This window comes from Streptomyces sp. NPDC057702, assembly GCF_042799315.1.
Lineage (GTDB): Bacteria > Actinomycetota > Actinomycetes > Streptomycetales > Streptomycetaceae > Streptomyces.
In genome coordinates, this window is the sequence record NZ_JBHVJC010000043.1 from 54077 (window position 1) to 65436 (window position 11360).

General features: G+C 74.3%; 8 protein-coding genes. 7 read left to right on the plus strand and 1 reads right to left on the minus strand.

Annotated elements, in window-relative coordinates; all coding sequences use genetic code 11:
* Nucleotides 1-166: 166 nt before the first annotated feature.
* Entirely contained in the window at nucleotides 167-1354 is a 1188-nt protein-coding gene (locus ACFVFR_RS27430) for an acyl-CoA dehydrogenase family protein (protein ID WP_383706415.1), read from the plus strand.
* A 229-nt stretch (nucleotides 1355-1583) separates the two neighbouring features.
* On the opposite strand, the gene ACFVFR_RS27435 is transcribed toward ACFVFR_RS27430, so the two are convergent.
* Nucleotides 1584-2018 carry a cell division protein SepF gene (locus ACFVFR_RS27435; protein ID WP_383706417.1) on the minus strand — a complete coding sequence of 145 codons (435 nt, stop codon included), beginning with the start codon at nucleotides 2016-2018 and terminating at the stop codon, nucleotides 1584-1586.
* Nucleotides 2019-2248: 230 nt separating this feature from the next.
* Between ACFVFR_RS27435 and ACFVFR_RS27440 the strand changes: the two genes are divergently transcribed.
* From ACFVFR_RS27440 to ACFVFR_RS27465, 6 genes are all read left to right on the plus strand, one after another.
* Nucleotides 2249-3571, plus strand: coding sequence for a DUF5685 family protein (locus ACFVFR_RS27440; RefSeq protein WP_383706419.1), 1323 nt, complete (start codon nucleotides 2249-2251; stop codon nucleotides 3569-3571).
* Between the two features lie 736 nt (nucleotides 3572-4307).
* On the plus strand, nucleotides 4308-6371 hold the full coding sequence (locus tag ACFVFR_RS27445; protein ID WP_383706421.1) for an FAD/NAD(P)-binding protein: 2064 nt from the start codon (nucleotides 4308-4310) through the stop codon (nucleotides 6369-6371).
* Nucleotides 6372-6487: 116 nt separating this feature from the next.
* Entirely contained in the window at nucleotides 6488-7513 is a 1026-nt protein-coding gene (locus tag ACFVFR_RS27450; RefSeq protein WP_383706423.1) for an LLM class flavin-dependent oxidoreductase, read from the plus strand.
* Nucleotides 7510-8922, plus strand: a complete 1413-nt coding sequence (locus ACFVFR_RS27455; RefSeq protein WP_383706425.1) for an NtaA/DmoA family FMN-dependent monooxygenase — start codon at nucleotides 7510-7512, stop codon at nucleotides 8920-8922. Before ACFVFR_RS27450 ends, ACFVFR_RS27455 begins: the two co-directional genes overlap by 4 nt.
* Nucleotides 8919-9911: a DUF1684 domain-containing protein gene (locus ACFVFR_RS27460; protein WP_383706427.1), complete on the plus strand. Its 993-nt coding sequence runs from the start codon at nucleotides 8919-8921 to the stop codon at nucleotides 9909-9911. Before ACFVFR_RS27455 ends, ACFVFR_RS27460 begins: the two co-directional genes overlap by 4 nt.
* 415 nt (nucleotides 9912-10326) lie before the next feature.
* Nucleotides 10327-11253, plus strand: a complete 927-nt coding sequence (locus ACFVFR_RS27465; protein ID WP_383706429.1) for a S1 family peptidase — start codon at nucleotides 10327-10329, stop codon at nucleotides 11251-11253.
* Nucleotides 11254-11360: the final 107 nt, after the last annotated feature.

The window sequence follows — 11360 nt, forward strand, 5'->3', positions numbered from 1 at the left end:
ACGGCCGAGCGGCAGGCGCGTCGCCGCCGTCTCGGGGGCTGGACGCCGTCTCGTACCCGGAAGTAGCGTCAGGTGCCACGGGATGATCACCCCGGTCGCCGAGGCGGTACGGGCCCCGGCCGCCGGACCCGGACACAGACCCGCACCCGAGCCGGAGGCTGTTTTCATGTCCGCGCGCACCTTGCCACCGTTCGACCCAACCGACCCGCTGGGCATCGACGACCTCCTCGCGCCCGAGGACCTCGCGGTGCGCGACACCGTCCGCCGGTGGGCCTCGGACCGTGTCCTGCCCCACATCGCCGACTGGTACGAGCGCGGCGAGCTGCCCGACATCCGCGAGCTGGCCCGGGAGCTGGGCGCCATCGGCGCGCTCGGCATGTCACTTCAGGGCTACGGCTGCGCGGGCGCGAGCGCGGTGCAGTACGGACTGGCCTGCCTGGAGCTGGAGGCGGCCGACTCCGGTATCCGTTCCCTGGTCTCGGTGCAGGGTTCGCTGGCCATGTACGCCATCCACCGCTTCGGCTCCGAAGAGCAGAAGCAGCGGTGGCTGCCGGCGATGGCGGCGGGCGAGGCGATCGGCTGCTTCGGTCTGACCGAGCCCGACCACGGCTCCGATCCGGCGGGCATGCGCACCACGGCCCGGCGCGAGGGCTCCGACTGGGTGCTCACCGGCCGCAAGATGTGGATCACCAACGGTTCGGTCTCCGCCGTCGCCGTCGTGTGGGCCCAGACCGACGAGGGCATCCGCGGCTTCGTCGTCCCCACCGACACACCCGGATTCTCCGCACCCGAGATCCACCACAAGTGGTCCCTGCGCGCCTCGGTCACCAGCGAACTGGTCCTGGACCAGGTGCGGCTGCCGGCCGACGCGGTACTCCCCGAGGTCACCGGGCTGCGCGGCCCGCTGAGCTGTCTGAGCCACGCGCGCTACGGCATCGTCTGGGGCGCGATGGGCGCCGCGCGCTCTTCCTTTCACGCGGCCCTGGACTACGCGACGACCCGCGAGCAGTTCGGCAAGGCCATCGGCGGCTTCCAGCTCACCCAGGCCAAGCTCGCCGACATGGCGGTGGAACTCCACAAGGGCGTTCTGTTGGCGCACCACCTCGGTCGCCGGATGGACGCCGGGCGGCTCCGGCCGGAGCAGGTCAGCTTCGGCAAGCTCAACAACGTACGGGAAGCGATCGAGATCTGCCGTACGGCCCGCACCATCCTCGGGGCGAACGGCATCTCGCTGGAGTACCCGGTGATGCGGCACGCCACCAACCTGGAGTCCGTCCTGACGTACGAGGGCACGGTGGAGATGCACCAGCTGGTGCTGGGTAAGGCCCTCACCGGGCTCGATGCCTTTCGGTGACGGACGCCGTGTTGACGGGCCCCGTGGTGACGGACGCCGTAAAAACGGCGGCTGTGGTGACCGGAGTCGCGGCGACGGGGGCCGCGACGTCGAGGCTGGTGGTGACGGCGCCCCGCGATGTCGGGGCCGACGGTGACACGGGGCCGCTGGGTCGGGGCCGGGCGCTGGGCGAGGCGCCGGGGGCCGGACCCGGCCCGGCGGCGTGCGCTGGTCCGCGCACGCCGCCAGGTCAGCTCTGGTTGAAGAAGCCGCTGTTGCCGCGGCGGGCCTCGCCGCTGACGACCTGGTAGTCGGGCGGCGTGAGCAGGAACACACGGGTGGCCACGCGCTCGATGGAGCCGCGCAGTCCGAAGGTGAGCCCGGCCGCGAAGTCCACGACGCGCTTGGCGTCGGCGGGCTCCATGGCGGTGAGGTTCACGATGACCGGGATGCCCTCGCGGAAGAGTTCGCCAATACCCCGCGCGTCCCGGAAGCCGTCCGGGGTGACCGTGGCGATGCGCGAGCCCTGGTCCTGCGCGGCCTGGTCGGCGACCCGCACCCGCGGGTCGGTCGCCCAGGCGTCGCCGGGCTCGGGGCCTTCGGAGTAGTCGTCATCGTAGTAGCGCTCATCATCGCTGTCGTCGACGAGGCCAAGCCAGGCACTCGCCTTGCGCACCGATCCCATGGACGCCTCCTCTCACATGCGGTGGGTACTGTCCGCTCCTCTATGGTCGGCCATCATGTAGATGATGTGCCAAGCGGATTGCCGCCGCACAGGGGATTCGTGACGGTACTGGTGCACAACGCCTGCCCAGAAATCAGAGTTCCTCCCATGCAAGGGGCCTGACGGCATGGTAGTTAGACTCGCCGGCTAAATGAGTGACGCCACGCGGCGTACGGGGGAACGGGGAAGCTTTGTTTGGGATTGTCCGACCATGTCGGCACCGCTTGTCGGATCGTCTTCGCACGGACTGGATGGCCCACATGTGTGGCCTGTGTCTGGCGCTGCGGGCCGATCACGGGCAGTTCGCCCGGGTGGCCACCAACTATGACGGATTGATCATCTCCGTCCTGGTGGAGGCCCAGTCGCCGGACGCCGAGCGCGCGGCCGGGCGTCGCAACGCCGGGCCGTGTCCGCTCCGCGGGATGCGTACCGCGCCCGTCGCGCGGGGGGAGGGCGCGCGCTTGGCCGCGGCCGTGTCGCTGGTCCTGGCGTCGGCCAAGGTCAGGGATCACATCGCGGACGGCGACGGCGTGCTGGCCCGCCGCCCGGTGGCCGCAGCGGCCCGCCGGGTGGCCACCCGCTGGGACCGGGCGGGCGCGCTCACCGGCTCCGACCTCGGCTTCGACACGGCCGTCCTGGTGGACGCGGTGGACCGGCAGACGGGCATCGAGGCGCTCGCCGTTCACGGCACTCCGCTGCTGACCATCACCGAACCGACCGAGACGGCGACCGCGGCGGCCTTCGCGCACACCGCGGACCTGGCCGGCCGGCCGGGCAACCGAGCGCCGCTCGCGGAGGTGGGACGGCTCTTCGGGCGCCTCGCCCACCTGCTCGACGCGGTGGAGGACCTGGACGAGGACGCGCGCACCGGCGCGTGGAACCCGCTGTTGGCCACCGGCGCGTCGCTGACCGAGGCGCGGCGGCTGTGCGACGACGCGGTGCACGGCGTGCGGCTGGCCCTCAAGGACGTGGAGTTCACCGACGGCAAGCTGGCGCACGTCCTGCTCGCACACGAGCTGCGGTACTCCGTGGACCGGGCGTTCGGGTCGAGCTGTGCGCATCCGACGGGCCAGCACCCGGGCCAGCACGGCCCCGGCGCCCAACAGCCGCACGGCAACCCGTACGCCCAGCCCCACGGCGCGCCGCCGGCGCGGGGTGACGGTCCGTTCGCTCCGTACGGCGTGCTGAACGCGCCCCACGGCGCCGGTGGCGCGCCCCAGCCGTTGCACCCGGGGCCCGGCCACGGCGGGTCGGACGGCGACTGGTTCGGCGGTGGCGGAGGCGGGGGTGGCGGCGACGGCCACGGCTCGCCCGGCCGTCCGCCGCGCCGGCGCTCCCTGGTTCCCGGCTGTGCGGTCTGGCTCGGCCTGTGCTGCACCTGCCAGCTGTGCTGTCGCGAGGAGTACCACGACCCGTGGAGCGGCGACAGCCGTGGTGGCTGGTGCCACAAGTGCGAGTGCTGTGAGTGCTGTGAATGTTGCGAGTGCTGTGAGTGTTGCGACTGCGGCTGCTGAGGCGGCGAGGCGGGCGGTCGGGGCGCGCGGCATCGCGCGGCATCCCGACCGCCCGTTCGCGTACCGCGTTCGCGGCGACGGGCACGGGTCGGGGACGAGTCGGGTGTGTGGGTGTGTGGGTCAGGCCGGGAGGCGTTGGCCGGTGGGGCTGGGCGGATGTGTGGCGAGGTGTGTGAAGGCCGGGGCCGGGTGGCGTGGCGGGGGTGAGGCGACGTCAGGGTGAGGTGGGCCGGGGCGAGTACGGAGTGGGAGCCGCGCTGGTGTCCGGGCGGGGCGGGCCCGGGTGCGGGTGGGAGTGGAGCGGGGGAGAGCAAGGCGAGGGGAGGCCGAGCACTAACCGTGTGTGGACGCGTGCTGAATACGCGGACGCGGGGCGCGAGACCCGCGGGTGGCTGGGGCCGTGACGACTGAGGTCACGGGGGCGCGAGCGCGGCCGGGCCGCTAGGGGCGGGCGCTGTCGCGCGCAGGGGCAGCGGTCAGCCCGAACAGGAACACGACCACACCCGACCGAAGTCGATGTGGTCGCGGGTGACCAGGCGCTGCCTTGAATGCATGGGCCAAGTGGAGCAGGCTTCCGTTTGCCCGTCAACTGACTTGAGACGCGCTGTTCACAGTATGGACAGCCTTGACAGCGGGCCGTGGCCACCGCATAGCCTCGGAGTCCGATCGTGCTGAGGGGCGCGACCGGTGTGTGGGCTGAACGCGTGCTCGAACCGAGCACCCACGGAGTCTTCGCATGTCCGTGTCATCGGATACTTCCCCTCTTCCCCGACGCCCCCGGCCCCCGGCCATCGCGATCGTCGGCGCGGGCCCGCGCGGTGTCGGCCTGATCGCCCGGATCGCCGCCCGTGCCTCCCGGTCGCTGTCCCACGCCGACCTCGTGCCCGCGCCGGCCGGCGCTCCGACACCGCTGGGCGGCCCCGCGCCCCTCGGCGAGACACGGCCCCGGCGCCCCGGGAGCGGCGCGCCCCCGGGCCGGGCCGCCACCGCGCCGTGGGGCTCGCGCCTGGTACTGCACCTGATCGATCCGTACCCACCGGGCGGTGGTCGGGTCTGGCGTCCGCGACAGTCGCCGCTGCTGTGGATGAACTCGATGGCGGCCGACGTGTCCGTCTTCGACGACGGGGCGCGCGGCTGGGACGCCGACCGGGACGGCCCGCCGGACTCCGGCCCCTCGCTCGCCGAGTGGGCCGAGGACATCCGCGCCGGGCGCCTCAGCGTGCCGCTGGCGCCCGAACTCGCCGCCGAGGTCGCCGTGTTGACCGGGCGTACCTTCGCGACGCGACGGTTGCAGAGCGCGTACCTGCACTGGGTGTACGAGCGGGCGGTGGCCGCGCTGCCGGCCGGGGTGGAGTTGCGCGTGCACCGCAGACGCGCGGTGCGACTGACCGGGCCGCGTGACGGGGTGCAACGGGTGTGGCTGGAGGGGCGTGAACTGCCGCTGGCCGCCGAGGCCGTGGTGCTCGCCCTCGGGCACCTGGACGCCGAACCCGACGCCGAGGAGGAGGCGCTGGGCGAGTTCGCGGCCCGGCGCGGACTGACGTACCTGCCGCCCGAGTACACCGCCGACAGCGACCTGCGCGCGGTGCGCGCCGGGGAGCCGGTGCTGGTACGCGGATTCGGGCTGGCCTTCGTGGACCTGACGGTCCTGCTGACCGAGGGCCGGGGCGGCACGTACGCCGAGATACCCGGCGGCGAGGGGGCGGACGGCGGGCCCGAGCTGGTCTACCGGCCGTCGGGGCGGGAGCCGGTGCTCTACGTCGGATCGCGCCGGGGCGTGCCCTACCACGCCAAGCTCGGATACGACTGGAGCGGCGAACTCCCACCGCTGCCGCGCTTCTTCGGGCCCGAGCAGGTCGCGGAGGCGCTCCGGCGGCAGCGGCCGGCCGACTTCGCCCGCGACGCGTGGCCGTTGGTGCGCAAGGAACTGGGCTACGTGCACTACCACCGGCTGTTCACGGCCCACCCCGAGCGGACCACCACGCGGTGGGCGGACTTCGAGGAGAAGTACGCGGCGTGCGACGTGGACAGCGCGGAGCTGGCGGCGCTGGTCGCCGACGCCGTGCCCGACCCCGCCGACCGGCTCGACCTGGTCCGCCTGGACCGCCCGCTGGCCGGTGTCACCTTCGCCTCGCCCGCCGCGCTCCAGGAGGGGCTGCGCGAGTACATCACCGCCGACCTGATACGTCGTCATGACCCGGCGTACAGCCCTGACCTGGCCGTCTTCCTCGGCCTGCTGTCGGTGTACGGGCAGGTGGCGGGGCTGGGCGACATCGGCCCGTGGTGGCACGGGTTCTTCAGCTACCTCGCCTCGGGCCCGCCGGGTCCGCGTATGCGGCAGCTCCTGGCCCTCTCCCGGGCCGGGGTGCTGCGCTTCGTCGGCGCCGACATGACGGTGGCGGCCGACCCCGCGCGCGGCACCTTCGTGGCCACCAGCGCCTCCGTGCCCGGGCACACCGTCGAGGCCGCCACGCTGGTCGAGGCCAGGCTGCCGAACCCGTCGGTGGCCCGCTCCCGCGACCGCCTGCTGCGCGCCCTGCACGAGGAGGACCCGGACGGCCTGCGCGTGACCCCCGGCGGACTGGTCGCCGTCCGCCCCGAGGACGCCCGCGTCCTCGACCGTGCCGGCCGGCCCCACCCGCGCCGGTTCGCGATCGGGGCACCCACCGACGCCCGGGTCGCCGCCGCCTTCGCGCGACCGGGCACCGGCGCCCCCGCCGTACGCCAGAACGACGCGGTGGCCCGCGCCCTGCTGCACCTGCTCACCGAAGCCGCTGGACCGGCGCGACTGAGCGCCTGACCAGGCCGGACACATACGTGGCCCGACCGGGTCGGCGCCGACCGGCGCCGGCCGCCCCCCACCGCCGGGGCCGCGAGGCCGACCCACCGCATCCACCTCGGACCGTAAGGACCCCCATGCCCCCCTTGAACCGTCCGCTACGGCTGGCCGTCGCCATCGACGGCGGCGCGCCGGAAGCGGCGTCCGCCGTCGTCGAGCGGGCCCGGCTCGCCGAACGCGGCGCCTTCGACTTCGTCACCCTGGACGACTCGCTCGGCCAGCCCACGCCCGGCGTCGGGCGGCTCGACGCCCTCGGCGTGCTGGCCCGCGTGGCGCCCGCCACCGACCGCATCGGTTTACTGCCGACGCTCACCACCACCCACACCGAACCGTTCCACCTCTCCACCGAGATCGCCACGCTGGACTGGGTCAGCCGTGGGCGGGCCGGCTGGATCGCCGAGGTCTCCACCACCGAGGCCGACGCCCGGCTGATCGGCCGGCGTTCGGCGGCCCCGACGGAGGAGCTGTGGCGCGAGGTGGGCGAGGTCGTGGACGTCGTCGTGCGCCTGTTCGACAGCTGGGAGGACGACGCGGAGATCCGCGACGTGGCCACCGGCCGCTTCGTCGACCGCGACAAGCTGCACTACGTCGACTTCGAGAGCCCCACCTTCTCGGTGCGCGGACCCTCCACCGTGCCGCGCCCACCGCAGGGGCACCCCGTCACCGCGGTCGACGCCACCGCGGCCCACGCCCGTGACGTGGCCGCCCGCCACGCCGACGTGGCCCTGGTGCGTACCGACGACCCCGATGTGGCCCGCGACGCCCGCGCCGACCTGCGCCAACGGGCCCGCGACCTTGGCCGGGAACCGGATCGGCTGGTCGTGCTGGCCTCGCTGCCGGTGGACCTGGACGCGTCGGCCGACGCGGTCGCGCTGGCCGAGTTCGCCGCGTCCTGGCACACCGACGGCATCGTCGACGGCTTCCACTTCCGCCCCCGGGACCCCGAGCGCGACCTGCGCCTCCTCGTGGACGGCACGGTCCCCGTGCTGCAACACCGCGGCCTGGTGCGCCACTTCTATCCCGGCGCCACGCTCCGCGAACACCTGGGCCTGCCGCGCCCGGCCAACCGTTACGCCCTCGCCAGGGAGGCTTCCCCGCAATGACCGACCGTTCGGGCTCACCGCGCGGTGAGCGCAAAGCCATCCACCTCGCCGCCCACTTCCCCGGCGTCAACAACACGACGGTGTGGAGTGTGCCGCCGGCGGACCCCGCCGCCGGCACCGACACGGCCGCCGGGCGCGCGCCCGCGCGCCACCCCACCTTCGGCAGCCAGATCGACTTCGCCTCCTTCACGCACCTGGCGCGCACCGCCGAGCGCGGCCTGTTCGACTTCTTCTTCCTCGCCGAGGGGCTGCGGCTGCGCGAGCACAACGGCCGCATCCACGACCTCGACGTCGTCGGCCGGCCCGAGTCGATCACGGTGCTCAACGCGCTGGCGGCCGTGACCGAGAACCTGGGGCTGGCCGCGACCGTCAACGCCACCTTCAACGAGCCCTACGAGCTCGCCCGCCGGCTGGCCACGCTGGACCACCTGAGCGGGGGGCGCGCCGCCTGGAACGTGGTGACCTCCTCCGACGCCTTCACCGGCGAGAACTTCCGACGCGGCGGCTTCCTGGACCGGGCCGACCGCTACACGCGGGCCGCCGAGTTCGTGGCCACCGCGCGCGAGCTGTGGGACTCCTGGCCGGCGGGCGCCGGGCCGGGTCGGGGCGCCGCGCGCGCCGGCGCCTTCGCCCACCACGGCCAGCACTTCGACATCGAGGGTCACTTCAGCGTCCCGCGCAGCCCGCAGGGCCACCCCGTCGTCATCCAGGCCGGCGACTCAAGCGAGGGCCGGGAGTTCGCCGCCGCCAACGCCGACGTGATCTTCACCCGACACAGCACGTTGGAGACGGGCCGCGCGTTCTACGCCGACGTCAAGGCGCGGCTGGCCACCTACGGGCGCCGCCCCGAGGACCTGAAGATCATGCCGGGAGTGACGTTCGCCCTGGGCGACACGGCGGCCGAGGCCCAGGAGAAGGCCGCCGAGATCCGCCGCCAGCAGATCTCGCCGCAGACGGCGATGCTCACACTGGAGCAGATCTGGGGTTTCGACCTATCGCGATATGACCCGGATGGCCCATTGCCGGACGTCGAGCCCGACTACGACGCCCAGCTCAGCCTGGGGCGGGTGCGGCACGGCGATCCGCGTACCGTCGTCGCCGCCTGGCGCGCGCTGGCCGAGGAGAAGGGGCTGTCCATCCGGCAGACCGTGATCGAGGCCACCGGGCGGCAGTCCTTCATCGGCACGCCGGCGGCGGTCGCCGAGGAGATGGACACCTTCGTCCAGACGGATGCCGCCGACGGCTTCATCCTGATACCGCACCTGACTCCGGGAGGGCTCGACGACTTCGTCGAGCGGGTGGTGCCGTTGCTCCAGGAGCGCGGGTCGTTCCGTACCCGGTACACCGGCACCACCCTGCGCGCGCACCTCGGGCTCACCCAGCCCACACGAAAGGACACAGCAGCATGACGGACACAGCGGCACAGCGCGACACGGCCACCACCTCGACGCGACCCCCGGCCACGGCCCGGCCGAGCGTCACGGTGCACCCGGCCGCGGCCACCCGCACCGCCTCCGGCGGCCTCGAACCCGGCGCCGGCCCGGAAGGGGAGACACCGGGCGAGGACGCCCCCTCCCGAACGCGGCCGCCGGGCGAGTCCTCCGCGCAGGCCCTGGACTGGCGGACCTGGCGGCAGGAGCGCCTGGACACGGTCTCCGCGCCGTACGGCCCGCTCGCGGTCACCGGCACCCACTGGCTGGCCGACGCGCCCGACGGGCGGCTGCCCGGCGTACCCGGCCGGTGGACCGAGGACGGCGAGGAACTCGTTCTCACCGCCACCGCCGCCGACCTGCTCGCCGTCGACGGCCACCCGCTGGAGGGCGAGGCCCGGCTCGGGCCCGAGCACGGGCCGCTGGACGCCCGGGTCACCAGCGGAGACCGGCACCTGGTGGTGCTGCGCCGCGAGGGTCTGTGGGCGGTCCGCGTCTTCGACCCCGACGCGGCCTCCCGGCGGGCGTTCGCCGGCATCGACGCCTTCGACTACGCGCAGCGGTGGGCGGTGCCCGCCCAGTTCCGGCCCTACGCCGAGGACCGCACCGTGCGGGTGGCCAACGCCGACGGGGTCAGCCGGGGCCTTGGGCTGACCGGCGAGGTGGTGTTCACGGTGGACGGCGTGGAGCACACGCTGGTGGCCGGGGACGAGGGGGACGGCTCGCTGTGGATCGTGCTCGCCGACGCGACCAGCGGGCGCGCCAGGGCCGAGGGCGGGAGCTACCGGTTCCGCTTCCTGCGGCCCGGAGCCCCGGGCGCCGACGGGAAGCTGACGCTCGACTTCAACCGCACGGTGCTGCCGCCGTGCGCGTTCACCGACCACTTCCTGTGCCCCTTCCCGCCGCCCGGCAACACGCTGCCGTTCGCGCTCACGGCGGGGGAGCGCAACCCGCTCGCGGCGGGCTAGCGGGCGCGGACACGGTGGGCCCCTGGCGGGCCGACGGGTGGGCCGGCGCGACGGGAGGGATTCCCGCCGCGCCGGCCCACCCGTGGTGCTGGGGTGGACGAGGGTGGCCGGAGACGGGGGCGTCGGGTGCCCGCCGCGAGCCGGGCGGGGCGAGCGCGGGGCGCGGCGCCGGGGCGGGTGCGCGCCGTGCGACGGGTGGGGCCGGCGCTCGTGGCGGGGCGGCGGACGGGGGGCTTCCGCCGCGGCCGGTACGCCCTTGTGCGCCCCTGAGCTCACCCCGAATACTCCTGGCAGCGCTTGCCAGGGGGGACGGGAATCGTGGCCGGGCAGCCACGCCGTCGTGCGGCCGTGCCCCGTGGCGTGTGCCACCCGGGCCCGGCCGGACGGCCGGCCCACGACTCCCTCGGAGGAAGAGTTGAGGAACACGCGCACCACCCTCCCTCCCCGCTCCCACACCCGGACCCGTGCCGTCGGTGTGGCCTGTGCCCTGGTCGCGGCCTCGGCCCTGGCCGCGCCGGCGGCGGAGGCCACCGCCGCCGGCGCGTCGACCGAGCTCGCCGCGGCCCGGGCGAGCGCGGCGGGTGACGCGGTCCGCTCGGCCGACGTCGCCGGCACCGCCTGGTACGTCGACAAAGCCACCAACACCCTTGTCGTGACGGTCGACAGCACCGTCGGCCGGGCGGGGATATCCCGTCTCCGGCACGCGGCCGGCGACCGCGCGGGCGCGATCCGCGTCGAGCGCACCCCGGGCACCCTCGCCCCGCTGAGCGCCGGCGGCGACGCCATCCACGCGACGGACTGGCGCTGCTCGGCCGGGTTCAACGCGCGCAACGCCAGGGGCGAGTACTTCATCCTCACCGCCGGCCACTGCACCGACGGCAAACCCTCCTGGTACACCGGGTCCGACCACCGTACGAGGATCGGCGGGACCGTCGGGTCCAGCTTCCCGGGCAACGACTACGGCCTCGTGCGCTACGACAACCGCGCCCTGACCCACCCGGGGACGGTCAACCTCCACAACGGCTCCACGCGCGACATCAGGAAGGCGGCCAACCCCACCGTCGGCCAGCGCGTCCAGCGCAGCGGCAGCACGACCGGGCTGCGCGGCGGCAAGGTCACCGGGGTGAACGCCACCGTGAACTACGGCGGCGGGGACGTGGTCACCGGCCTCGTCCAGACCACCGTGTGCGCCGAGCCCGGCGACAGCGGTGGCGCGCTGTTCTCCGGCACCACCGCCCTCGGCCTCACCAGCGGCGGCAGCGGCGACTGCTCCGCGGGCGGTACGACGTTCTTCCAGCCGGTCAGAGAGGCCCTGAGCAGGTACGGCGTCACCGTCTACTGACCTGACCTGACCTGACCTGACCTGACCTGACCTGACCTGACCTGACCTGACCTGACCTGACCTGACCTGACCTGACCAGCGCCCCGCCCCGCGGCGGACCGCCACGC

Bases quoted from the DNA above. Each gene is read 5' to 3' on its own strand.
- ACFVFR_RS27430 (WP_383706415.1), top strand. From the start codon at position 167: ATGTCCGCGCGCACCTTGCCACCGTTCGACCCAACCGACCCGCTGGGC.
- ACFVFR_RS27435 (WP_383706417.1), bottom strand. From the start codon at position 2,018: ATGGGATCGGTGCGCAAGGCGAGTGCCTGGCTTGGCCTCGTCGACGAC.
- ACFVFR_RS27445 (WP_383706421.1), top strand. From the start codon at position 4,308: ATGTCCGTGTCATCGGATACTTCCCCTCTTCCCCGACGCCCCCGGCCC.
- ACFVFR_RS27450 (WP_383706423.1), top strand. From the start codon at position 6,488: ATGCCCCCCTTGAACCGTCCGCTACGGCTGGCCGTCGCCATCGACGGC.
- ACFVFR_RS27455 (WP_383706425.1), top strand. From the start codon at position 7,510: ATGACCGACCGTTCGGGCTCACCGCGCGGTGAGCGCAAAGCCATCCAC.
- ACFVFR_RS27460 (WP_383706427.1), top strand. From the start codon at position 8,919: ATGACGGACACAGCGGCACAGCGCGACACGGCCACCACCTCGACGCGA.